This is a genomic window from Pandoraea capi, from assembly GCF_902459735.1.
Classification (GTDB): Bacteria; Pseudomonadota; Gammaproteobacteria; order Burkholderiales; family Burkholderiaceae; genus Pandoraea; species Pandoraea capi.
The window spans coordinates 107,052-130,924 of the sequence record NZ_CABPRV010000005.1; the positions used below are offsets into that span (position 1 = coordinate 107,052).

23 protein-coding genes and 1 tRNA gene are annotated in these 23,873 nt (G+C 63.0%); 20 read left to right on the forward strand and 4 right to left on the reverse strand.

Annotation, left to right across the window (positions count from 1 at the left end):
- Nucleotides 1-17: 17 nt before the first annotated feature.
- The 10 genes from PCA20602_RS12345 to PCA20602_RS12390 all read left to right on the forward strand — a co-directional run bounded on the left by PCA20602_RS12345 (nt 18) and on the right by PCA20602_RS12390 (nt 9,350).
- Nucleotides 18-971, forward strand: a complete 954-nt coding sequence (locus PCA20602_RS12345; RefSeq protein ID WP_150721489.1) for a ferritin-like domain-containing protein — start codon at nt 18-20, stop codon at nt 969-971.
- A 230-nt stretch (nt 972-1,201) separates the two neighbouring features.
- Complete coding sequence (locus PCA20602_RS12350; protein ID WP_150721490.1) at nt 1,202-2,092, forward strand: alpha/beta fold hydrolase; 891 nt, start codon at nt 1,202-1,204, stop codon at nt 2,090-2,092.
- Between the two features lie 229 nt (nt 2,093-2,321).
- Entirely contained in the window at nt 2,322-3,155 is an 834-nt protein-coding gene (locus PCA20602_RS12355; RefSeq protein ID WP_150721491.1) for a 3',5'-nucleoside bisphosphate phosphatase, read from the forward strand.
- Nucleotides 3,156-3,167: 12 nt separating this feature from the next.
- A complete protein-coding gene (locus PCA20602_RS12360) occupies nt 3,168-3,794 on the forward strand; it encodes an L-threonylcarbamoyladenylate synthase (RefSeq protein WP_069341661.1) in 627 nt (208 codons plus the stop codon).
- 113 nt (nt 3,795-3,907) lie between these two features.
- Entirely contained in the window at nt 3,908-4,573 is a 666-nt protein-coding gene (locus tag PCA20602_RS12365; protein WP_069341660.1) for a site-2 protease family protein, read from the forward strand.
- Between the two features lie 25 nt (nt 4,574-4,598).
- The gene (locus tag PCA20602_RS12370; RefSeq protein WP_069341659.1) at nt 4,599-5,801 is read left to right on the forward strand and encodes a tryptophan--tRNA ligase; all 1,203 of its coding nucleotides are present in this window, start codon (nt 4,599-4,601) and stop codon (nt 5,799-5,801) included.
- Nucleotides 5,798-6,397, forward strand: a complete 600-nt coding sequence (locus PCA20602_RS12375) for a class I SAM-dependent methyltransferase (RefSeq protein ID WP_150721492.1) — start codon at nt 5,798-5,800, stop codon at nt 6,395-6,397. Before PCA20602_RS12370 ends, PCA20602_RS12375 begins: the two co-directional genes overlap by 4 nt.
- A 42-nt stretch (nt 6,398-6,439) precedes the next feature.
- Nucleotides 6,440-7,357, forward strand: coding sequence for a 4-hydroxy-tetrahydrodipicolinate synthase (gene dapA / locus PCA20602_RS12380; RefSeq protein ID WP_150721493.1), 918 nt, complete (start codon nt 6,440-6,442; stop codon nt 7,355-7,357).
- A gap of 50 nt (nt 7,358-7,407) precedes the next feature.
- Complete coding sequence (bamC, locus tag PCA20602_RS12385) at nt 7,408-8,550, forward strand: outer membrane protein assembly factor BamC (RefSeq protein WP_150721494.1); 1,143 nt, start codon at nt 7,408-7,410, stop codon at nt 8,548-8,550.
- Between the two features lie 8 nt (nt 8,551-8,558).
- Entirely contained in the window at nt 8,559-9,350 is a 792-nt protein-coding gene (locus PCA20602_RS12390) for an MBL fold metallo-hydrolase (RefSeq protein ID WP_150721495.1), read from the forward strand.
- 133 nt (nt 9,351-9,483) lie between these two features.
- On the opposite strand, the gene PCA20602_RS25620 is transcribed toward PCA20602_RS12390, so the two are convergent.
- Nucleotides 9,484-9,741: a hypothetical protein gene (locus PCA20602_RS25620; RefSeq protein ID WP_072617452.1), complete on the reverse strand. Its 258-nt coding sequence runs from the start codon at nt 9,739-9,741 to the stop codon at nt 9,484-9,486.
- A gap of 179 nt (nt 9,742-9,920) precedes the next feature.
- On the reverse strand, nt 9,921-11,177 hold the full coding sequence (locus tag PCA20602_RS12400) for a ribosomal protein uL16 3-hydroxylase (protein ID WP_246182143.1): 1,257 nt from the start codon (nt 11,175-11,177) through the stop codon (nt 9,921-9,923).
- 86 nt (nt 11,178-11,263) lie between these two features.
- On the opposite strand from PCA20602_RS12400, the gene PCA20602_RS12405 reads away from it, so the two are divergent.
- Nucleotides 11,264-11,791 carry an FKBP-type peptidyl-prolyl cis-trans isomerase gene (locus tag PCA20602_RS12405; protein WP_069341654.1) on the forward strand — a complete coding sequence of 176 codons (528 nt, stop codon included), beginning with the start codon at nt 11,264-11,266 and terminating at the stop codon, nt 11,789-11,791.
- Nucleotides 11,792-11,995: 204 nt separating this feature from the next.
- Here PCA20602_RS12405 and PCA20602_RS12410 read toward each other — a convergent pair whose 3' ends face one another.
- Both PCA20602_RS12410 and mutS read right to left on the reverse strand, forming a co-directional pair.
- Nucleotides 11,996-13,393 carry a hypothetical protein gene (locus PCA20602_RS12410; protein ID WP_150721497.1) on the reverse strand — a complete coding sequence of 466 codons (1,398 nt, stop codon included), beginning with the start codon at nt 13,391-13,393 and terminating at the stop codon, nt 11,996-11,998.
- 10 nt (nt 13,394-13,403) lie between these two features.
- On the reverse strand, nt 13,404-16,085 hold the full coding sequence (gene mutS / locus PCA20602_RS12415; protein ID WP_150721712.1) for a DNA mismatch repair protein MutS: 2,682 nt from the start codon (nt 16,083-16,085) through the stop codon (nt 13,404-13,406).
- A 512-nt stretch (nt 16,086-16,597) separates the two neighbouring features.
- On the opposite strand from mutS, the gene PCA20602_RS12420 reads away from it, so the two are divergent.
- The 9 genes from PCA20602_RS12420 (at nt 16,598) to PCA20602_RS12460 (ending at nt 23,864) form a co-directional block, all read left to right on the forward strand.
- Nucleotides 16,598-18,532 carry a sensor domain-containing diguanylate cyclase gene (locus PCA20602_RS12420; RefSeq protein ID WP_174981057.1) on the forward strand — a complete coding sequence of 645 codons (1,935 nt, stop codon included), beginning with the start codon at nt 16,598-16,600 and terminating at the stop codon, nt 18,530-18,532.
- Between the two features lie 262 nt (nt 18,533-18,794).
- Nucleotides 18,795-19,163 carry a response regulator transcription factor gene (locus PCA20602_RS26200; RefSeq protein ID WP_150721499.1) on the forward strand — a complete coding sequence of 123 codons (369 nt, stop codon included), beginning with the start codon at nt 18,795-18,797 and terminating at the stop codon, nt 19,161-19,163.
- 419 nt (nt 19,164-19,582) lie between these two features.
- Complete coding sequence (locus PCA20602_RS12430; RefSeq protein ID WP_150721500.1) at nt 19,583-20,587, forward strand: NAD(P)H-quinone oxidoreductase; 1,005 nt, start codon at nt 19,583-19,585, stop codon at nt 20,585-20,587.
- A 148-nt stretch (nt 20,588-20,735) separates the two neighbouring features.
- On the forward strand, nt 20,736-21,536 hold the full coding sequence (gene tpiA / locus PCA20602_RS12435) for a triose-phosphate isomerase (protein ID WP_150721501.1): 801 nt from the start codon (nt 20,736-20,738) through the stop codon (nt 21,534-21,536).
- Nucleotides 21,537-21,638: 102 nt separating this feature from the next.
- Nucleotides 21,639-22,007 carry a preprotein translocase subunit SecG gene (gene secG, locus PCA20602_RS12440; RefSeq protein WP_150721502.1) on the forward strand — a complete coding sequence of 123 codons (369 nt, stop codon included), beginning with the start codon at nt 21,639-21,641 and terminating at the stop codon, nt 22,005-22,007.
- A 142-nt stretch (nt 22,008-22,149) separates the two neighbouring features.
- Nucleotides 22,150-22,234, forward strand: a tRNA-Leu gene (locus tag PCA20602_RS12445).
- Nucleotides 22,235-22,364: 130 nt separating this feature from the next.
- Nucleotides 22,365-22,724, forward strand: a complete 360-nt coding sequence (locus tag PCA20602_RS12450) for an NADH-quinone oxidoreductase subunit A (RefSeq protein WP_039368621.1) — start codon at nt 22,365-22,367, stop codon at nt 22,722-22,724.
- A gap of 48 nt (nt 22,725-22,772) precedes the next feature.
- Nucleotides 22,773-23,252 (forward strand): NuoB/complex I 20 kDa subunit family protein, encoded by a 480-nt coding sequence (locus PCA20602_RS12455; protein WP_010807413.1) that lies wholly within the window; start codon nt 22,773-22,775, stop codon nt 23,250-23,252.
- Between the two features lie 12 nt (nt 23,253-23,264).
- Entirely contained in the window at nt 23,265-23,864 is a 600-nt protein-coding gene (locus tag PCA20602_RS12460; protein ID WP_069345045.1) for an NADH-quinone oxidoreductase subunit C, read from the forward strand.
- The last annotated feature ends 9 nt before the right edge of the window (nt 23,865-23,873 follow it).

The following is a 23,873-nucleotide window of genomic DNA, read 5'->3' on the forward strand; positions in this document are numbered from 1 at the left end:
ACCGCTATTGTAACGTCATGGTCGATTTCACTCCTACGCCCGGCGCCGAACCTGGCCTTCGCAGCATCGCCGTCGGCGAGCCTTCCCACGCTTCCCCCGCCGACGTATCTGATGCGGGCGACGCATCCGACACGTCAACCGTCTTCCCGTCCTGTGCGCGGGCGCGCGCGCTCGAGTTGCTGCGCGTTTGCGATCCGTACGAGAAAGCCGCAGGCGTCACGGCGCTTCGAGACGCTGTGCGTGGCGGCGGCGCATTCTGGTATCCGGCACGCCGGTTTGTGCAGGCAGCCGACGGCGTGGCAGACGAGGGGATTCCGGGGCGTCCCGCGGCACCGGCGCTGGTATCTCCGCGCGAGTTGAAGCAGCGCGCCGTGACGACGGTAGAAGGGCGCGCTGCCTTGCTGCACGCGCTCGCGCACATCGAATTCAATGCGATCAATCTGGCGCTCGACGCCTTGTGGCGTTTCGATGCGCTGCCCGCCGAGTACTACGACGACTGGCTTCAGGTCGCGGCGGAAGAGGCCTACCACTTCTCGTTACTGGCCGCGCATCTGAAGACGCTGGGCGACACGTACGTCTACGGGTGTTTCCCCGCGCACGACGGTCTCTGGGACATGGCGCGTCGCACGTCCGGCGACTGGCTGGCCCGTCTCGCCCTCGTGCCGCGCACGCTGGAGGCACGCGGGCTCGACGCCAGCCCGCCCATCAAGGCGAAGCTCTCCAGTGCAGGCGACAAGGCGGGAGCTGCCATTCTCGATATCATCCTGCGCGACGAAATCGGCCATGTGGCCGTCGGCAATCGCTGGTACCGCTGGGGCTGCGAGCGCGCCGGATGCGAGCCTGTCGAGACCTATGCCCGGCTGGCGACCCAGTACGGTGCGCCGCGTCTGAGAGGGCCGTTCAATCTCGAGGCGCGCCGGGCGGCGGGTTTCGACGACGCCGAACTGGCCGCGCTTCAGGCAGGGGAATGACGGTGACCCAATCGGGCTGACACCGTCGGCCGGGCGTCCATGCGTCTGGGGCCCTTCCGTCGACGTGATGTTGTCGACGTTCGGACGTAGGGATGTATCAGGCACAACGCGAGCGACGAGTCGCCGCCGTCCTCGCAGGGGCCGTTTTTGACGCGGCTACCGGGGTGTCGACAGCGACCGATATACTCGACGTTCCTCAATCGTTCAGATCTTCATCGTCTGCCCGCATCATGATCGATTCCCGATCCGAGTTCCTGACGGTGCGCGGCCTGCGCCACCATGTCCGCCAGTGGGGCACGCCCGGCGCACCGAAACTGTTTGCCCTCCATGGCTGGATGGATGTGTCGGCCTCGTTCCACTTCGTTGCGCAGACGCTCGCCCAACGCTGGCATGTGCTCGCGCCGGACTGGCGGGGCTTCGGCCTCACCGACTGGCCAGTCGCGGACGGGCGCGCAGGCAGCTACTGGTTCCCGGACTATCTCGCCGATCTCGACGCCTTGCTCGACGTCTACACGGAGCCCGGTGAAGCCATCAACCTGATCGGCCACAGCATGGGCGGCAACGCGGCGTGTCTGTACGCAGGCGTGCGGCCGGCGCGTGTGCGACGTCTCGTGAATCTGGAGGGCTTCGGCCTGCCACCTTCGGCGCCGACAGCGGCGATCCGTCAACTCAGCCGCTGGCTCGACGACATTCAGACGGTGCCGACGCTGCGCCCGTATGCATCGCTCGCCGACGTGGCGGCGCGTTTGCGCAAGACGAACCCGCGCCTCACGCCCGAGCGGGCGGAATGGCTGGCGCAGCGCTGGGCCCGTCAGGAGCGCGACGGGCAATGGCATTTGCTTGCCGATGCCGCGCACAAGATCGCGAATCCCTATCCCTATCGGCTGGACGAAGCGATGGCGGTGTGGGGCAACGTAAGCGCCCCGGTGCTGAACGTCGAAGCGACGGATTCGGATGTGCTCCAGCATTTCGCCGGGGCGCAGGGTAAGGATGTCTTCCGCGAGCGTTTCGAGGTCTTTCCGAATTTGACGCAAGCGTTCGTGGCCGATGCCGGTCATATGTTGCATCACGATCAGCCGGAAGCCGTCGCACGCCTCATCGAGGCGTTTTGCCGCGATTGATCGGGAAGTGCTGTGAAGTGATGTGATGTGCCGCGATGCGTGGGGGAGTGCGGCGCCCGTCAGTCGATTGCTAGGCCAGCCTTGGCGTGAGGCGGGGCCGTCATTGCAGGCAACTCGCGTCGCGTGCACTTGAGCGGTAGAATGAAGGCGTCATTACCACGTCATACGCCGGTGTCGGACGGGCCAGAAGTCTTTGCGATGCCACGGCACCCTCACCCGGCGGCTCATCATGCTCAACGCGGATCTTCATTGTCATTCCAAGGTGTCGGACGGCACGCTGTCGCCGTCCGAAGTGGCGCAGGTCGCTTTCGAGGCCGGCGTCGACCTATGGGCGCTGACGGATCACGACGAGATCGGCGGGCAACGCGAAGCACGTGCGGCGGCCGAAGCGCTGGGCATGCGCTATGTCGGCGGCGTCGAGATTTCGATTACGTGGGCGAACCGCACGGTGCACATCGTCGGATTGAATATCGATCCCGATAATCCCACGCTGATCGATGGCCTCGCGGCAACGCGCGGCGGCCGGGCAGCGCGGGCGCAACTGATGAGCGAGCAGTTGGCCGCGGCCGGTATCCCTGGGGCCTATGAAGGGGCGTTGCGCTTTGTCGGTAATCCCGACTTGATTTCTCGCACGCACTTCGCACGGTTTCTGGTGGACATCGGCAAATGCGCGTCGGTCTCCGACGTGTTTGCGAAGTACCTTTCGGAAGGCCGTCCCGGTTATGTGCCGCATCGATGGGCTACGCTCGAAGAATCCGTCAAGTGGATTCGGGGCGCGGGCGGCATTGCGGTCGTGGCGCACCCGGGCCGGTATAAGTTCACGCCGCTCGAATTCGGGGCGTTGTTCGATCAGTTCCGTGATCTGGGTGGCGAAGCCATCGAAGTGGTCACCGGCAGTCATACGCCGGATCAGTACCGAGAGTATGCCGATGTCGCGCGTCAATACGGTTTTCTGGCCTCGCGCGGCTCGGATTTCCATGGACCGACCGAGAGCCGCGCGCTGCTCGGCAAGTTGCCTGCGTTGCCCGACGATCTCACACCGGTCTGGAGCCGCTGGCAGTAACTCTCCGACAACATGTCGCAATTCTTCCAGATTCACCCGGAAAATCCTCAGTCACGTCTCATCAAGCAAGCCGTACAGATTATCGACAAGGGCGGCATCGTGGCGTTGCCGACCGATTCGAGCTATGCGATCGCGTGTCACATCGACGACAAGCATGCCGTAGAGCGCTTGCGTCGCATTCGCGGGCTCGACGAGAAGCAGATGCTCTCGTTGCTCGTGCGCGATCTGTCCGAGCTGGCTGAGTTCGCCATCGTCGACAACCGGCAGTACCGGTTGATCAAGGCCACGACGCCGGGGCCGTACGTCTTCATTCTTGAAGCGACGAAAGAAGTGCCGCGGCGCCTCTCGCATCCGTCGCGAAAGACGATCGGTCTGCGCGTGCCGGAGCACGCGATCACGCTGGCGTTGCTCGAAGAACTCGGGCAGCCGTTACTGGCCACGACGTTGATCCTGCCGGATGAAACCGAGCCGCTGAACGACCCGGAGGAGATTCGCGAGCGGCTCGAAAAGCAGCTGGATCTCGTGATCGACGGCGGTGCGTGTCCCAAGGAGCCGTCGACGGTGGTCGATCTGACGGTGACGCCGCCGGAAGTGCTGCGTCGCGGTCGCGGATCGCTGGCGCCGTTCGGACTGTCCTGAACCCATTGGGCGCGGTGAATGGGAAGCGGCGCATGCTCGCCTTCGCGGGCGCCCGAATCTTTGTAAGGGAGGGTAATACTGGCGTGCAGGTCTGCTTGTTACAATAGCCGGCTATGAATGCTGACCTGATCCAGACCATTGCGGTCTACGCGCTCCCCGTCCTCTTTGCGATTACATTGCACGAGGCCGCCCACGGCTATGTCGCGAAGCACTTCGGCGATCCCACTGCGTTCCTGATGGGGCGCGTGACGCTCAATCCCCTCAAGCACATCGACCCGATCGGCACGATTCTCGTGCCGTTGGCGCTCTATTTCATGACCAGCGGCGCATTCCTGTTCGGCTACGCCAAACCGGTGCCCGTGGCGTTCGGCAGCTTGCGTAATCCGCGCGTCGACACGATCTGGGTCGCGCTGGCCGGGCCGCTCTGCAACTTCGTGCAAGCGATTCTCTGGGCCGTGGTTGGGGTCGGGCTGCAAATCGCGGGCGTTCGCGAGCCGTTCTTCATGATGATGGCGCAGGCCGGTCTCGTGGTGAACCTCGTGATGTGTATGTTCAACCTGTTCCCGGTGCCGCCGCTCGATGGCGGACGCGTGCTGGTGTCGCTGCTGCCGGCGCGCGCAGCCTATACGCTTTCGCGCGTAGAACCCTACGGCTTTTTCATCGTGATGGCGCTGGTCGTCAGCGGTGTGCTTGGCCGTGTGTGGCTCTGGCCGCTGATCCAGTGGGGGCGTGACCTGATCGTCTGGATGCTCACGCCGTTGCTGTCGCTGGTTTCCTGAAGTTTTTGCACACTATAACTAGACCATGTACCCCGAACGCGTTTTTTCCGGCATGCGACCGACCGGTCGTTTGCATCTGGGCCATTATCACGGCGTGCTCAAGAACTGGATTCAGCTCCAGTCGGAGTATCCGTGCTACTTCTGCGTGGTCGACTGGCATGCCCTCACCACGCATTACGAAACGCCGGAAGTCATCGAGCAGAACGTATGGGACGTACTGATCGACTGGCTGGCCGCAGGGATCGATCCGAATCAGGCCACGCTCTTCATCCAGAGCAAGGTGCCTGAGCATGCCGAACTGGCGTTGCTCATCGGCATGAGCACGCCGCTGGGCTGGCTCGAACGCGTGCCGACTTACAAGGAACAGATCGAGAAGCTCAAGGAAAAGGATCTGTCGACGTACGGCTTCCTGGGCTATCCGGTGCTCATGGCCGCCGACATTCTGCTGTATCGCGCGTTGCATGTGCCGGTGGGCGAGGATCAGGTGCCGCACGTCGAAATGACGCGCGAGATCGCGCGCCGCTTCAACTATCTCTACGGCCGCGAAGCGGGTTTCGAAGAGAAGGCGCTGGCGGCTGCACGCAAGCTCGGCGGCAAGCGCTCGAAGCTCTATCTGGAGTTGCGTAACGCGTATCAGGAGAAGGGCGATGACGAGGCGCTCGAACAGGCGCGCGCCATGCTCTCCGAGTCGCAATCGCTGTCGATGGGGGATCGTGAGCGCCTCTTCGGTTACCTCGAAGGCGCGCGCAAGCTGATTCTGGTCGAGCCGCAGGCGCTGCTCACACCAGCCTCGCGCATGCCCGGCCTCGACGGCCAGAAGATGTCGAAGTCTTACAACAACACCATTGGCCTGCGCGAAGACGCCGAATCGATCACCAAGAAGGTGCGCACCATGCCGACGGATCCGGCGCGCGTGCGTCGCACCGATGCGGGCGACCCCGACAAGTGCCCGGTGTGGCAACTGCATCAGGTCTACAGCGATGACGATACGCGTGAGTGGGTCCAGGCCGGGTGCCGCAGCGCCGGTATCGGCTGCATCGAATGCAAGCAACCGGTCATCGAAGGCATTTTGCGCGAGCAGCAACCAATGCTCGAACGCGCACAGAAGTACATGGACGATCCGTCGCTGCTGCGCGCCATTGTGGCCGACGGCTGCGAGAAGGCCCGTAAATCGGCGCAGGAAATCATGCGCGATGTGCGTGAGGCCATGGGGCTTCAGTACTCATGACGGGCGTTGTCGTCCCTGATGTGATGCACGGCACCGGCGCTCCATCGCCGTGGCTGATGCGCTGGGCGCATCTGATTGCGCCTGGCACCCGTGCGCTTGATGTGGCGTGCGGGCATGGGCGTCACTCGCGCTGGCTCGCGTCGCGTGGCGTGAACGTCACCGCAATCGATCGTGACGAGGCGGCGCTTGCCACGATGTCAACGCTGGCGGGCGTCACGACGGTGTCTGCGGACCTGGAAGGGGCTCCGTGGCCGTTACCTGCGGACGCGACGTTCGACACCGTCATCGTCACAAACTATCTCCACCGACCGTTGCTCGCGCGTATTGCCGCTAGTGTGGCGCCGGGCGGTGTCCTGATTTACGAAACCTTTGCCCAAGGAAACGAAAGGTACGGGAAACCGTCCAATCCGCTGTTCCTGCTGGCGCCGGGCGAGTTGCTCGACGTGGCACGTGAGGCGGGGCTGCGGGTTGCGGGTTTCGAAGATGTCACGTTGCCGGCGCCGCGCGCGGCGTGTGTGCAGCGGCTGTGTGCGACGCGTGCGTCCACCCCCGGGGAAAACCCCGGGACTGCCGCGCTGTACGAGGCGACAGCGTAATCCGCTACAATCCACCCTTATCGCTGAATTGTTCGATCAAACATGACTACCCAAACTCCGATTCAAGGCAGTATCGTCGCGATTGTCACGCCGATGGCAGAGGACGGCAGTCTTGACCGTGAAGCACTGCGTAACCTGATCAACTGGCACGTCGACGAAGGCACGGACGGTATCGTCATCGTCGGCACGTCGGGCGAATCGCCGACGGTCAACGTCGAAGAGCACTGCGAACTCATCGAGATCGCGGTCAAGCAAACGGCGGAAGCCGGCCAGTCGCGCGGGCGCAAGGTGCACGTGATTGCCGGCACCGGCGGGAATTCGACGGCCGAGGCTATCGAGCTGACCAAGCATGCAAAGAAGGTTGGCGCCGACGCTTCGTTGCAGGTCGTGCCTTACTACAACAAGCCGACGCAGGAAGGCCAGTATCAACACTTCCGCGCCATTGCCGAAGCCGGTGAGCTTCCGGTCATCCTCTATAATGTGCCCGGCCGTACCGTGGCGGATGCCAGCAACGAAACGCTGCTGCGTCTGGCCGAAGTGCCCGGCATCATCGGCGTGAAAGACGCCACGGGCAATCTGGATCGTGGTATCGACCTGATCCGGCGCGCCCCGAAGAGCTTCGCCGTGTATAGCGGCGACGACCTGACGGCTGTTGCGCTCATGCTCATGGGCGGTCAGGGTAATATCTCGGTCACCGCCAACGTGGCCCCGCGTGCGATGCACGAGTTGTGCGCGGCGGCGCTGGCCGGTGATGTGGCCAAGGCACGTGAATTGCAGTTCAAGTTGTTCGAACTGCATCGCGCCATGTTCGTCGAAGCCAATCCGATCCCCGTGAAATGGGCGCTGCAAAAGATGGGCATGATCGCGTCGGGCATCCGCCTGCCGCTCACGCCGCTGGCGCAACCGTATCAGGACACGGTGCTCAAAGCCCTCAAGTCGGCCAACATTGCTGTTGCTTAAGCTGTCGTTCAGGCACCCGGGTTCGATTGCCCACCCTTTTTTTGCGACTCATGAAACGAATCGTCAGTAATTCCGTAGCTCGTCCCGTGCTGGCATGGGCCGCTATTGCCTCGTTGGCCCTCGTTGCCGGTTGTAGCTCCCTGTCGAGCGCCCTGTCGTCCGACAAGGTCGACTACAAGAGCTCGAAGACCGGCCCCTCGCTCGACGTTCCGCCGGATCTGACGAACGTACAGGCCACCGACCGCAAGTATGTGAGCCCGGGCGGCACCGCCACGTTGTCGAACTACGAGAGTCAGCAGAAGGTCGTCGCTGCCAATCCGACCGACACGGTGCTGCCGGAGGTGCCGGGCATGAAGGTCGTGCGCGATGGCAACGAGCGTTGGCTCGTGATCCAGAAGCCGGCCGGCGATCTGTGGCCGACGCTGCGCGAATTCTGGCAGGAAAACGGTTTCGTGCTGACCATCGATTCGTCGGATACCGGCGTGATGGAAACCGACTGGGCCGAGAACCGCGCCAAGCTGAATCAGGACATCATCCGCGACTTGCTCGGCAAGGTGCTCGATGGTCTGTACTCGACCGGCGAACGCGATCGTTTCCGTACGCGTGTCGAGCGTGACCCGAACGGCGGCACGGACATCTACATCACGCACCGTCGCATGGTGGAAGTGTTCACGAATTCGCAGAAGGACACGACCAAGTGGGAGCCGGCACCGAACGATCCGGGCCTCGAAGCGATCATGCTGACCAAGCTGATGCAGCGCTTCGGTGCGCAGGCCGATCAGGCCAAGGCGCAGGTTGAGAACGCGAAGGCCAGCGGTCCGTCGGCGCAGGTAGTGAAGACGGCAGACGCCGCCTACCTCGACATCAACGAGCCGTTCGATCGTGCATGGCGCCGTGTGGGCGTGGCGCTCGACCGTGGCAACTTCACGGTGGACGACCGCGATCGCGCGAAGGGCCTGTACTTCGTGAGCTATGTCGATCCGGCATCGCTGGCGAAAGACAACGGGTTCTTCTACAGCCTGTTCCATGCGAAGGAAGTGCAGGATCAGAAGAAGGCCAAGAAGTACAGCGTCAACGTACAAGGTCGTGGCGACAGCCAGACGCGTGTGCAGGTGCTCGACGACAAGGGTAACGTCGACAACTCGCAGATTGCGCAAACGATCATCAGCGTGATCGGCAACCAGCTCCGTTAAGGCGGGGCGTGCGGTTCGCCAGTCTAGGCAGCGGCAGCGAAGGTAATGCCCTGCTGGTGGAGGCGTCGGAAGGCGCCTCCACGACACGCATTCTCCTCGATTGCGGTTTCTCGATGCGAGAGGTCGAGCGTCGCCTGGCGGCGCGCTCGGTCGACGTGGCGTCGCTCGATGCCATCGTCATCACGCATGAACACGCCGATCACATCGGCAGTGCACTCTCCCTCACTCGCAAGTATCGAATCCCGCTCATCATGAGCTGGGGAACGGGGCAGGCCGTCAAGGTCGGCGCTACGCTCAAGGGCGAGGGCGACGACGCGCTCGTGCGCTGGTGTCGCTCCGATGAGCGGCTGGCTGTCGGCAATCTCGAACTGCATCCCTACACCGTGCCTCACGACGCTCGCGAGCCTTTGCAGTTCGTGTTTTCCGATGGCGCACGGCGTCTTGGCGTGCTCACGGATGCCGGGTGTCCCACGGCGCATCTGATTGCCACGCTCGGCGGTTGTGATGCGTTGGTGCTTGAGTGCAACCATGATCGCGAAATGCTGGCGAACAGCAAATATCCGCCATCACTCAAGGCGCGTATCGGTGGCACGTATGGCCATCTGGCGAACGATGCGGCGGCGCAGATTCTCGGGGCCATCGATCGCGCGAAGCTTCAGCGCGTCATCTGCGCGCATCTGAGCGAGCAGAACAACACACCTGATCTGGCGATGGCAGCGATGTCGGCGGTGATCGGCGCGGAGGCGACGGAGATCCTGGTCGCTACGCAGGCGGGGGGATTCGACTGGTTGACGTGCTAACGCTGTGTGCGACGCCCCTCACGAGGGAGTCGGGTCCAGCCGGCGCTGTGTGGTGTCTGCAAAACGTACAGACGTAAAAAAGCCGGTCGTAAGACCGGCTTTTTTTGCTCAACTGCCTTGCGGCAGCGAGAGCTTACTTGCTGGCAGCAGCGTCAGCAGCCGAAGCAACGGCGTCAGCAGCAGCACCAGCAGCCGAAGCGGCCGTGTCAGCAGCAGCGCCAGCAGCCGAAGCAGCCGAATCAGCAGCAGCGCCAGCAGCCGAAGCAGCGTCCGAAGCAGCCGTAGCAGCCGAAGCGGCAGCGTCAGCAGCCGGAGCAGCGGCTTCTTCCTTCTTGCCGCAGGCGGTCAGGGCGATAGCCAACAACGAAGCGACGAGGAGAGACTTCTTCATGATCACGTCCTTTTATGGTAGAAGACAAGCGAATTGAATATTAGTTACGGTAATACGCTCTTGCCAGCGCAAAGCCGATTGCGAGACATTGGCAATTGAGGATTACCCTTGGTCATGCAAGCTGCTTGGCGAGAAATTATATTGGGTTTTCCCCAACGCGTCACGTCAAACTCGCGCATTTACCCCGCTTTTTTCCTTACAGCGCGCAACTTTCGCATGGCCTTCGAGTCCGCCCCGAGTTGCAGCCATCCCGAAGCGTACCAATCGTACAGAATTTCAACGATTTCTTGGTTATTTTGCTCGAAATTCGCACATTCGCTCGCATCCAGCGTACGTCGATCGGCGAGCGCGCGTAACGTTGCGCGCGTGCTGACGGGCACTTCGAGCGGTTCGCCGTTGACGTAGTATCGGTTGCGTCGATACAACAATTGCGTCTTCGCCGACAGCATCAATCCGCGTGACGACGCTTCTTGCACGAAACGACTCGTCGCGAGCGGCTTTTCCGGCGGATCGAAAAACACGTGCGACTTCGGTTCGCTCAGCCAACGGCCGAGAAAATCCTCCACTTCCTTTTGCCCCCAGCGCACACGTTCGAGTTGCGTCACCAAGGTGTCGATCATGGCATCGGGCAGTGCGGCGGGATGTTTGACGGCGGGCTGTTTCGGGTCGGCATATCGACCGGCGAAGTGGCGCGCAAATGGCAGTTCCGCTGCGTTTTCGGCGAGGTAGTACAGGAAGTTCTGGAGCATCTCCTGCTCCAGCGGCGCGCGAAATCCAATGGAGTATGTCATGCACTCGCCCTCGGCGACGCCATCGTGCGCGTAGCCCGGAGGCAGGTACAGCATGTCGCCCGGTTCCAGCACCCATTCTTCTTCGGCTTCGAAGTGTTTGAGGATGCGCAGCGGCACGTCTTCGAGCCACGTGGTGTCGCGCTGCGGCCCGATGCGCCAGCGACGCTTGCCATGCGCTTGCAGCAGAAACACGTCGTAAGAATCGAGATGTGGGCCGACACCGCCGCCGTCGGTCGCGTAGCTGATCATCACATCGTCGAGACGCGCGTCGGGAATAAAGCGAAACTGCTGCATGAGTGCGTCGATCGCCGGTGCGTGAAGATTCACGCCCTGCACGAGCAGCGTCCACTGCTTGCGGGTGAGCGGCGGTAAGTCGTCGGCGTCGAACGGGCCGTGTTCGAGCTGCCAGCGCTTGCGGGCATGGCTGATCAGACGCGATTCCACATCGTCCTGTGCCGCGAGCGCGAACAGCGCTTCACGCGAGAGCGGCGCAGTGAAGTCGGGAATGGCTTGCCGGATGAGCAGCGGGCGCTTGTGCCAGTAGCGCTTCATGAACGCGTCGGCAGCAAGGCCGCCGAGGAGCGATGAAGGTGCCGTTTGAGGCGGGTTGTCGCGCTTGGGCGATGTCTTGCGAGAGGTCGTCATGCGTAATCGATGTAATCGATACAGCCACTGCCGGGGCGCTGTCATACGGCTGCGCGTATAATGCGGGCTGTTTTTCGGAGAGTTTGATGAAGATCGAAAAGAATACCGTCGTCTCGGTGACTTATAAGTTGTCGGACGCTCAGGGCAACCTGATCGAAGAAAGCGGCGCCGAGCCGATGGTTTATCTGCACGGCGGCTATGATGGCACGTTCCCCAAGATCGAGGAAGCGCTCGACGGGCAGGACGTAGGCTTTGAAACGCAACTGCAACTGGAACCGACGGACGCCTTTGGCGACTACGATTCCGAGCTGATCAAGATCGAAGAGCGTGGCCGTTTCCCGGAACCGCTCGAAGTCGGCATGCAGTTCGAAGGCACGCCGGAAGACGGCGACGAGGAAGCCGACACGTTCATCTACACGGTGACGGACGTTGCCGAAGACAAGGTCGTGCTCGACGGCAACCATCCGCTCGCGGGTATGGCACTGCGCTTCGAACTGAAGGTGACGGACGTGCGTCAGGCCACGGAAGAGGAAATCGAGCACCAGCATGCGCACGGCGCATCGGGTCTCGAGATCGTCGACGAGGACGAAGACGACGCCCCGACGCTGCACTGATGCGTCTCACGCGGTACGTCGTATGACGTATCGCGAAGCGTAGCAGGACTGTAGGGACCATGAGCGCCAGTCAGGCGCATCGTGACATGACGATGCGCCTGACTGGCGTTTGTGTTTTGTGTTTGCCCTTTTTGCCCTTTTTGCCCTCGACAGCGTGATTCGAGTGCCGGTGTCGTGCGCGGCTCCACGACAGGCTCGAGGCGCCTATTTGCCGCGTGTCGGGGCGTGCGACGCGGCGCTTGGCAGGAGTGCCGGGCCGATCGGCATCACGCCCTGATTCGGATCCGAGCTGACTGCGGGACTGTTGGTAGAGAGTCCTGATGCCGGATAGAGGGCGGAATAAGGCGCAGCCGACATCGTAGGCGTGGCTTGTGGCGCAGACGCTGCGGTGCCCGTTGCGCCCGTCAGGACGTTCGATGTGAGGCTAGATGCGGAGGCCGCGCTCCCGGGGCGAGGGCCATTGACTGCCGGTGCCGTCGGACTGTTTGCTGGCAGTGTTGCGCTTTCGAAGCTGAACAGCTGCGACTTCCTGGGATCGACGGTTACGCGAACCCATCGGTTTGCGGCGGGCGATCCGTAGGTGCTCAACTGCGTGAACGACTTCACCAATGCGCCATGCGCATCACGCAGCGGTTGCGTGTGATGCATCGTCTTGCCGCTGTCGATCAGCAGAATCGGTGCCTTGAAGCGCGCGGCCAGTCGCTGCAATTGCGTGCGGAAATCCTTGTAGCCGTCGACGCCGCGACGTCCGTTACGGTCCGAGAAGATGCCCTTAAGCCCGCTGCTGCGCACGGGTTCGAACTCGGGATCGGCCTGCGCGACGATGACCATGCCGATGGCGTCTTTCTGCTGGGCGTAGACGAGTGCGTGCTGCAACCACACGCGCGTGGCGATGACGCGGTCCTCGAACTCGCCGTTACGGCCGCCGGCGGATCGGTAGTTATTGTTGTTGCCCGGCAGATTGACGCCGACGAAGACCACGCCGCGATAGAGCCATCGAACGTTCTCGTGATACTGGCGAAAGCGCGCCATGTCGCTTTGCCGTGTGAGATCGAACTGTGCGTAGCCGACCGGTCCCGGGCCGAGCAGGGCGTCATCGTCGAAGGCGTGATCTCGCAGATAGTCGAGCCGCTCCACGGGGTTGTAGCTGCCGTCCGACGCCCGCTCGCAATCCGCCCAGTCGTTCGCGCCGGGCACGTAGATCATCGGTTTGGGGGAACTGGCGAGCAGACTCAGGCGCTGGGTGATGAGATCGTCGCGGCACGATTCGCCAACGTTCTTGAGATTGCCTGCGTGGACTACGAATGCCGCATCGCTGTCGCCGATGCTCGCCAGCACGCTGCGCGCGACCGGAACTTCGGTGCTGTTGAGCGGCGTGTTGCCGAGCACGGCGAACTCGAACGGCGGCGGTTTCGCCGGTGCCTTGGACTGCGATTTCGCGGCCGCCTTTCTCGCAGGTTTTGCGCTTGCCGGCGAACCGAACGCCTGCGTGGCCGCGATCGCCAGCGCAAGCGTCACGCTGCACGCGATCAGCAGACCGGTGCGAGCGCTAGCCGGGGCAGGCGCAGGGCGATGGCGATGCAGGCGACGCAAGCTTGGCATTGGCGTGACGTCAGTCGTTCGTGCGGCCGTTCAACAGGCCTCGCAGTTCGTAGAGGAGATCCAGCGCTTCACGCGGACGCAGGTCGTCCGGATCGATCTGCGCCAGGCGTGCAAGTGTCGCCTCGGCCGCCGGATCGAGTGCTGCGGTACGATCGCCGCCCCCGCTGATCGCGGAAGCTGCACCGGCATTGTCCGAATTCTCGGTCTCGTCTTCAAATGCATCGAACGCATTGAATGTATCGACGGCCGCGCGCGGGGCGAAGAGATCGAGTTGCGGTGCCGCGGGGTCGAGCGCCTGTTGTTCGAGCAAGGCGAGATGCTTGCGTGCCGCGCGAATGACCGGCATCGGCACCCCCGCGAGTTGCGCGACCTGCAAACCGTAGCTCTGGCTGGCCGGGCCATCCTGCACGGCGTGCAGAAACACGATGCCTTCGCCGTGTTCGACTGCAGACAGGTGGACGTTCGCGCATTGCGGGAATTCGTCGGGCAACTGCGTGAGTTCGAAGTAGTGCGTGGCGAACAGCGTATAGCAGCGGTTGTGGCCGAGCAGATGGCGGGCGATGGCCCATGCCAGCGCGAGGCCGTCGAACGTCGACGTGCCGCGCCCGATCTCGTCCATCAGCACGAGACTCTGATCGGTGGCCGTATGCAGGATCGCGGCCGATTCGGTCATCTCGACCATGAATGTCGAGCGCCCGCCGGCGAGGTCGTCCGAGGCGCCGATGCGTGTGAAGATCGCGTCGAGCGGTCCGAGGCGCACCGATTCGGCGGGCACGTAGCAGCCGACGTACGCGAGCAGGGCGATCAGCGCCGTCTGGCGCATGAACGTCGACTTACCGCCCATGTTCGGGCCGGTGATGAGCAGCAAGCGGCGAGGGTCGCCCAGCGAGCAGTCGTTGGCGATAAAACGCTCGACCTGCTGTTCGACGACCGGGTGGCGGCCCTGACGGATGTCGACCACACGGTCCTGCACCAGTTCGGGCTTCACCCAGCCGAGCGTTTCGGCGCGTTCGGCCAGTGAGGCCAGCACGTCGAGCTGAGCGAGCGCCTGCGCGATACGCTTGAACTCGGTAATGTGCGGCAGCAGCGATTGCAGCAGCGCGTCGTACAACATCTTTTCACGCGCGAGCGAGCGTTCCTGGGCAGACAGCGCCTTGTCCTCGAACGTCTTGAGTTCCGGCGTGATGTAGCGCTCGGCGTTCTTCAGCGTCTGGCGGCGGCGATAGTCGTCCGGCACCTTGTCGGTCTGGCCGCGCGTGACTTCGATGTAGAAGCCGTGCACCTTGTTGAACTCGACCCGCAGATTGTTGATGCCGGTGCGTGCGCGTTCGCGCGTTTCCAGATCGACGAGGAACTGACCGCAGTTCTCGGAGATGTCGCGCAACTCGTCGAGTTCGGCGTCATGGCCACGCGCGATGACGCCGCCGTCGCGCACCATGGCTGCGGGTTCCTCGGCAACGGCGCCGGTGAGCAGGGCGAGGGCGCCGTCGGGAATCGCGAGATCCTCGTGCAGGATCGCCAGCAGCGGTGAGCGCGACTCGACGGCGCGCAGCGTGGTGTGCAGCTCGGGCAGGCGGCGCAGTGCGTCGCGCAAGCTCGAGAGGTCGCGCGGACGCGCCGTCAGCAAGGCCAGTCGCGCCGTAATGCGCTCCACGTCGGCCACGTGACGCAGCTCGGTGTTGAGCGCGCGCCAGGCGCCAGGGCCTTCGAGCAGTGTGGCAATCGCCAGTTGGCGCGACTGCGGGACTTCCTGATCGCGCATCGGATGGTGCAGCCAGTGACGCATCAGGCGGCTGCCCATCGTCGTGCCGCAGGTGTCGAGCAGCGAGAGAAGCGTGGGCGATTCGGTGCCGCGCAGCGTCTCGGTCAGTTCGAGGTTGCGACGCGTTGCGGCGTCGAGGCCAATATAGGCGGCTTCCCGCTCTACATTCAGACTTTGCACATGGCGCAGCGATTGGCCTTGGGTGGCCGCGGCGTACTGCAAGAGCGCACCGGCCGCGCCCAGCGCCGGATCGAGCCCGTCGCACCCGAAAGCGGTCAGGCTGGCCACGCCGAGCTGGTCGCGCAGGCGTTGTGTGCCGGCCGCCATGTCGAAGTGCCAGTCGGGCACGCGCGTGGTGGTTCCCAGCGAGAACCCGGCGAAGGCTTCGACCGCACTGTCGGGCAAGAGCGTCTCGGCCGGGCGGATGCGTTCGAGTTCGCGCGGCAGTTTGTCTGCGGCGACCTCCATCAGGCGCAACTCGCCGCTCGCGAGCGAGAGCCATGCCAGCCCCGCGACGCGTTCACTGGCGCGTCGCGCGGGCGGCATCTGGACGGCGAGAAGGTACTGGTCGACCTTGTCGCTGAGCAGCGCGGCGTCAGTCAGCGTGCCGGGCGTCACGATACGAACGACTTTGCGCTCGACGGGGCCTTTCGAGGTGGCGGGGTCACCGATCTGTTCGCAGATGGCGACGGATTCGCCAAGCTTGACCAGTTTGGCGAGGTATTGCTCCACGGCGTGATGCGGCACGCCAGCCATGCGGATCGGCTGACCGCCGGACTGACCGCGCGCGGTCAGCGTGAGGTCGAGCAGGCGCGCGGCCTTGGCGGCGTCGTCGTGGAACAGCTCGTAGAAGTCGCCCATGCGATAGAAGACGAGCATGTTCGGATGCTCGGCCTTGATGCGGGTGTACTGCTGCATCATCGGCGTCATGGCCGGAGCCGCGGCGTTAGCGGAATTCGTGGGCGCAATCGTCGATGCGGTCGATGCAGTCGATGCGTCTGGGGCGGGTGTCGCTTGGGTGCTCGTCATGAATGAATTCGGGTCGGGCGAGTCGGGTCACGATGCATACGGCCAAATCGTCGGTCGGATGCGTCTCGCGGCGGGCGGCAATGGGGCCGGCGGCTGGCGCTGCGTCAAATCGTCGATCGGGCGGGTCGCACCATCGTGGCGCGTTGGATGCGCAATTTTACGACGGGTTCGACATCCTCCGTTACTCAATCCCTATCGATACCGCGCGGATACCACGCAGATGTCACACATCGATGTCGGTGAGTCGGTTACACGAAGGGGCCGAGTTTTTCTCAAGTTTCCCGAAAACGTGCCGTTTTGGGTGGTAAGCTCTCGCAAAAATATGCAAAAGCAAGATAAAAGTTACTCTCGTTCGGGCCAGTATGGTGAAGTCGTTGAAGGGACGGGTCGCAGCGGCGACCGCACTCGTCTCGATGATATTGATCGTTGGATTGGCCGTCGGGATCGAGTTCTTCGTCTATGGCGAGTTGCGAAGCGCGATGCAGGCGCAGCTCGACACGCACGTCAAACTTGCCGCCGATCAGCTTGACGACAAGTTGCGCTCCAAATTTCTTGCGCTCCACCGCATGGCCCGCAACATTGGCGACCCCGCTACCATGACGCCCGCGCAGTTCGAGACGTTCGCCAAACTCTCGGTGTCGATGCCCGAGACATTCAATACGTTGTTCGTGGCTGCGCCCGACGGGCACATGCTCTACGACTCGACGTTCCCCGACACGCCCATCAATATCGCCGATCGCGACTACTTCAGGCAGTTGCTCGCCGGCGCGCCGCAGGCGGCGTCCAGCGTGATTGCCGGCAAGATCACGCGCTCGCCGGGTGTCGTGCTTGCCGTGCCCGTGACAAACGCGCAGGGCAAGGTCATTGCCGTCGTGGGCGGCGCCATCAACTTGCTGCGGCAGAACTTCATCGTCGATCTGGCGAGCAATAGTGTCGGCGAGACCGGGCGTTATTGCCTCATCTCGAACGAAAATCCACCGAGGTACGTCATTCAGGTCGACGTTGCGAAGATTCTGACGGCCGTCGGGCCATCGCAGACGTTGTGTGGCGTGCGCGACGGCGATTCGAACGACATCGTGCATATGCTGCCGCTGGTGGCCCGCGCACCGATGGCGACGACGGGGTGGTTCGTCGTGGCGGTCCTGCCGGGCGCAGAGGCGTTCAGCCCGATCTCGCGCGTGCGACGTCAGGTGTTCCTGCTGGCGATTGTCGCCATCGGGATCGTCGCGCTCGTGATGTGGTGGGTCGCGCGTCGTCTGCTGCGTCCGCTCGACACGCTGCGCGACCTCGTGGAGCGCAGCGCAGGCGACATGCGCGCCATGCAGTCACTGCCCGTGCAACGGGCAGACGAGATCGGCGCGCTCGCAAATACCTTCCGCGCCATGATGCAGCAACTGAGCGACCGGACCGAGGCGCTGGAGATCTCGCGCGAGGCGGCGCGCGCGAACGTGCGGCGCATGCAGGAGGTCGCGGATCGGGTGCCGTATCTCGTGGCGTTCCTCGATGGCGGCGAGCGCTTCGCCTTCGTGAACCGGGCGTGCGAGGTGCGGTTGCGGCGTCCGCGCGAACGCATTCTGGGTGCCACGGCGCGCGAGTTGCTCGGACCGTCGCTGTATCGCGAATTCGCGCCGCATCTGGCGCGTGCGCTCGCGGGCGAAGCGGCGACGTTCGTGTGGGACTTCGGTGAAGATGCGTCGTATCGATGCTTCGAAGTGAGCTATCAACCGGAGTGGGCCTCGCATAACGTGCTGGCCGGGGTGCACGTGTTTGTGCGCGATATTTCGGTGGAGCGCTCGAACGAGCGGCGCTGGCGGCGTGAGTCGCATACGGATCACCTCACGGGATTGCTCAACCGCAAGGGCTTCGATCAAGCGTTGTCGGGCGCGGTGCGCCGGGCGCGCGAGGGGGCGGGCGCGCAAGCACTGCTGTTCGTCGATCTGGATCGATTCAAGGTCGTCAACGATACCTGGGGGCATGCGCTGGGCGATGAACTCCTGCGGCGTCTGGCGAAGCGTCTGATCGCGAATGTGCGTGAAGGCGATGTGATTGCCCGCTTCGGTGGCGACGAGTTTGCCGTGATCATGCGCGATGTCCAGGATTTGCTCGACGTCGAGCGCGCGGCGATGGCGATTCTCGATGCGGCGTCGCGACCGATGATGCTCTCGGTGGGCGAGGTCTCGGTCGGCGCATGTGTTGGCGTGGCCATCGTGCCGAGCGGCGAGGACAGGACGTCCGACATGCTGTTAGAAGCCGCCGATCGCGCCCTGTACGACGCCAAGCACTGCGGACGCGGGCGCTTCGTCCTCAGCCGGGAAAACGCGACCGGCACTTCCGGCCGCATTCGGTAAGCGCCATCGGAAGGTAAGCGGGCACTCACCGGGGCGGCATGGCGTCGCGGCGACGTGTTCCCATCCAACGGGGCCGGCAACCGGCGTCGCCTCTCGCGCGTTAGCCGCAGGCAATCGAAAGTGCGGCGGCGATCATCTTCCCTGAAGTTACGAACACAAATTGTCTGACGCACAATGAGCGACGCCCGTCGTTGGCGATGCACAGGCTGTCCGATATCGCCGATGGTTCGGGTGGTGGGAAGTCTTCTCAGAGGAGGCGGGCATGAAACTTGAAGGCGGACGAGGCCGTGCGGGCACGCGGGCGGCTTCCGACGCAGGGGGGTGCGACGGGGCGCGCCGTGATTTGCCGCGAGCATCGCATCGGCGGCCGCAAACGCGGTCGAGAACCGATGTACGCGACGACGAGGCGCGACATCTCAGCCTGTCGGTGCGTGAAAATGAAGTGTTTCATATGCTGGTCGACGGCCTGGCCGTCAATGAGGTCGCCCATGCGTTGCATCTGAACGGACGCACGGTCGAGTCTCACGTCGCGCACATTCTGCACAAGCTCGCGCTTGGCGATAGCGCGGAACTGATCGGCTACGCCGTGCGGCACGGGCTGATCGACGAAGAGGGCGAGGGCGTCGCCTAGGGGATGCAGGCGCAGGACAAGCCCTCAGATTGCTGGTCAACCCGGCGCGTCGCGAACGTTCCCCGATGAGCGTTGCGGCGCGCCAGTCACATCTCCTGTTGCGACGCCGTCGTGCTGTCGTCTTGCGGCTTCCCCGAAGGGTTTTTATGTCGGTGCATCGTCGTGCCGCCGTGCGTTATCGAGCGCCGCGTTCGCGTTGCGGGAAAGTGCCGGTCTGACGACGTCCCGAAAATGCGGAATGTTCTCGTCGAGGCGCGCGACCCGCATTGACAGCCGACGCGATTGCGCAGTCGGTGATAAGGTACCGGCTCGACATTATTCATACGGATGGTGCGTGCTCGCACGTCGCCATCGCATTCCATGACGATGAGCGGCGCCGCACCCACGCGGCGCCGCTCCGAGAACCGAGGACAGACACGATGAAGGCCATCGAGATCACCCAGTACGGCGCCCCCGAAGTGCTCAAGCTCACCGAGCGACCACGCCCCGAACTCAAGCCGGGCGAAGTGCTCATCAAGGTGAGTGCGGCAGGGGTGAATCGTCCGGACGTGCTCCAGCGCATCGGACAGTATCCGGTGCCGCCCGGCGCGTCGGATCTGCCGGGGCTGGAAGTCGCGGGCGAGATCGTGGACGGTGCGCTTGATGGCGCCGACAACCGCTGGGGCCTGAAGGTCGGCTCGCGGGTGTGTGCGCTGGTGCAGGGCGGCGGTTACGCGGAGTACTGCGCCGCGCCGCTCGCGCAAGTGCTGCCGGTGCCGGAGGGGCTGTCGGATGTCGAGGCGGCGTCGTTGCCCGAAACGTTCTTCACCGTGTGGAGCAATGTGTTCGATCGCGCACGTCTTGGCGAAACGGAAGCGGGGGAGAAGGAAACGCTGCTGGTACAGGGCGGCACGAGCGGTATCGGCGTGACGGCCATCCAGTTGGCCGTGGCGCTCGGTCATCGTGTGTTCGCGACGGCCGGGTCCGACGATAAGGCGCGCGCCTGCGAAACGCTGGGTGCTGAGCGTGGTATCAACTACAAGACCGAGGATTTCGTCGCCGTGACGAAGGAACTCACCAAGGATCGCGGCGTAGACGTCGTGCTCGACATGGTGGGCGGCGACTATCTGCCGCGCGAAGTGCAGGCGCTGGCGTTCGACGGTCGCATCGCGATCATCGCGCTGCTCGGCGGCAGCAAAGCGACGTTGGATATGGGCGCGTTGCTGCGCCGCCGTCTGACGGTGACGGGCTCGACGCTGCGCCCGCGCTCGGTGGCGTTCAAGGCGGCGATCGCCCAGAACCTGCACGACAAGGTGTGGCCGTTGTTCGCGGCGGGCAAGATTCGTCCGGTGATTTATCAGACGTTTCCGGCCGAACAGGCGGACAAGGCCCACGCATTGATGGAAACAAGCACGCACGTCGGCAAGATCGTGCTGACCTGGTAAGCACGTTTGTTGTGATTTGTCGGGAGAAACCGCATCAAGATCCCAATTGATGCGGTCTTGCTCGATGGAAAGCCGTCGAAATTGACCCCCATGCCCCGGACGCACTAGAATGAGAGGTTTTTCGTCCATACGCATTGGGGGATAAGGCGTGACAACTGGTACCGCAGCTTCGGCTCGCACCCTTAGCCGCAAGGCTGGCAAGCTCGTCGTGGGCAATTGGAAACTGCACGGCAGTCTGGCCGGCAATGAGGCGCTGCTGGGCGACCTGCTGGCTTCGCCTGTGCTGAGCGCACCGGGCGTGACCGCCGCCGTTTGTGTGCCGTTCCCCTATCTCGCACAATGCCAGACCCGCCTCTCGGGGCAGGTGCTCGGCTTCGGCGCGCAGGATGTGTCGGCGCAGGTGAGCGGTGCCTTCACGGGTGAAGTGGCTGCGCAGATGATCGCCGAGTTCGGCGCACGCTTTGTGATCGTGGGGCACTCGGAGCGCCGCGCGTATCACGGCGAGACCGATGCGAGCGTCGCCGCGAAGACGTTGCGCGTGCTCGACGCCGGCATGACGCCGATCGTGTGCATCGGTGAAACGCTGGCAGAGCGCGAGGCAGGCGAGACGATGGCCGTGGTGTCGCGTCAGCTTGAAACCGTGCTGGCGGCATTGACGCTTGAGCAGGCCGTGCAGATCGTGGTCGCTTACGAGCCGGTCTGGGCGATCGGCACCGGCAAGACGGCAACGTCGGCGCAAGCGCAGGAAGTGCATGCGCATCTGCGTTCGTTGCTGCGTGCGAAGGGCGAGGCGGTAACTGAGGTGGCAGTGTTGTATGGCGGCAGTGTGAAGCCGGATAACGCGGCCGAGCTGTTCTCGATGGCGGACGTCGATGGTGGTCTGATCGGCGGTGCGGCACTGAAGGCAGTCGATTTTCTGGCGATTTGCGAGGCGGGTCTGTCGCGCTGACGTCAATGCCGTTCGTTGTAACGGCGTGAAATAAGTCATGACGCGGTGCATCAATTTGCGCGGTTGTCTGGACGAATTGGATTCTTCTCTACGGGTGATCAGATGGGGTTGTTGAAAACGTTGTTGATCGTGGTGCAGGTGCTTTCCGCGCTGGGCATCATCGGTCTGGTGTTGTTGCAGCATGGCAAGGGCGCCGACATGGGCGCGGCATTCGGCAGCGGTTCGTCGGGTAGCCTCTTCGGCGCATCGGGTTCTGCCAACTTCCTCTCGCGTACCACGGCTGTACTGGCTGCCGTGTTCTTCGTGACCACGCTGGGCCTCACTTATCTCGGTTCGTACAAGCCGGCGGCAAACATCGGTGTCCTTGGTAATTTGCCTGCGGCAACGGCACCGGCAACGGCCTCCGCGCCGGCTGCGACAAGTGCTCCGGCACCGGCATCGGCAGCGAATCCGCAAGACGTGCCGAAGTAATTCGCAGTACGTTTGTGACACGTAATACGTTGTAAAGAAAGTTGAAAAAAAATCGATTTGTGCATTGAACAAAATGCGGAAGAGCGCTACTATAGCGGTCTTGAAGCGATTCGTAAGTGACAGCGGATTGCAGACTATGAATGCCGACGTGGTGAAATTGGTAGACACGCTATCTTGAGGGGGTAGTGGCGAAAGCTGTGCGAGTTCGAGTCTCGCCGTCGGCACCACAGTTCTACGATGCCAGCCTTGCGTTTATGCTTTGGCTGGCATTTTATTTTGTGCTCACCGTTCATCCGCTTTCCGGTCCCCACACCATCGACGAGAGCGGTTCTTTGAACTAACCGAAAGAGGGTAGAGTTGAACCTCGGAACCTATTATCCCGTCCTGCTATTTCTTCTGGTAGGTGGCGGTCTTGGGGCGGTCCTGATTGGCGTCGGTAAATTCCTCGGCCCCAACAATCCCGACAGCGAAAAACTCTCTCCGTACGAGTGCGGCTTCGAGGCTTTCGAAGACGCGCGCATGAAGTTTGATGTGCGCTACTATCTCGTCGCCATCCTTTTCATCCTGTTCGATCTTGAAACGGCATTCCTGTTTCCGTGGGGCGTTGCTCTGCGCGATATCGGCTGGGTGGGCTTTATCTCCATGATGGGTTTCCTGCTTGAACTGCTCGTCGGTTTCGTTTTCCTGTGGAAGCGCGGTGCGCTCGACTGGGAATAAGACCGTCATCGTCATTGGCAGCATTGCAGAAGGATTCAGGGTAAGCATATGAGCATCGAAGGGGTTTTGCGCGAAGGGTTCGTCACCACCACGGCTGACAAACTCATCAACTGGACGCGCACGGGTTCGCTGTGGCCGATGACGTTCGGCCTCGCGTGCTGTGCCGTTGAAATGATGCACGCCGGCGCGGCGCGTTACGATCTGGACCGGTTTGGCGTGGTGTTCCGCCCTAGCCCGCGTCAGTCGGACGTGATGATCGTGGCCGGTACGCTGTGCAACAAGATGGCGCCCGCGCTGCGCAAGGTCTACGACCAGATGGCCGAACCGCGCTGGGTGATCTCGATGGGGTCGTGCGCCAACGGCGGCGGCTACTATCACTATTCCTACTCGGTGGTGCGCGGTTGCGATCGCATCGTGCCAGTCGACGTCTACGTGCCAGGCTGTCCGCCGACGGCCGAGGCGCTGGTCTACGGCATCATCCAGTTGCAGTCGAAGATCAAGCGGACTGCGACGATCGCGCGTAAATAACCGCTACCGCCCATGTCTACACTAGAAAAACTCAAAACCACCCTGCAAAACGTGCTTGGCCCCCGTGCCGAGCAGTTGGTGGAAGCCCTCGACGAGCTCACGCTCACCGTCAAGGCGAGCGACTATCTCGAAGTGGCGCGCACGTTGCGCGATCATCCCGAACTGAAGTTCGAGCAACTGATGGACGTTGCCGGCCTGGACTATTCGGCTTACGGCGATGGCGCCCATGATGGCCCGCGCTACGCTGCCGTCTCGCATCTGCTCTCGCTCACCCACAACTGGCGTCTGCGTGTGCGCGTGTTCGCACCGGAAGACGATCTGCCGGTCGTGGCATCGCTGATCGATCTGTGGAGCTCGGCCAACTGGTTCGAACGTGAGGCGTTCGATCTGGTGGGTATCGTGTTCGAAGGTCACCCGGACCTGCGCCGCATTCTGACGGACTACGGCTTCATCGGTCACCCGTTCCGCAAGGACTTCCCGACGTCGGGCTATGTCGAGATGCGTTACGACCCCGAGCAGAAGCGAGTGATCTACCAGCCGGTGACGATCGAGCCGCGCGAAATCACGCCGCGTATCATCCGCGAAGAGCATTACGCCGGTCTGAAACATTAAGGTGGCCTT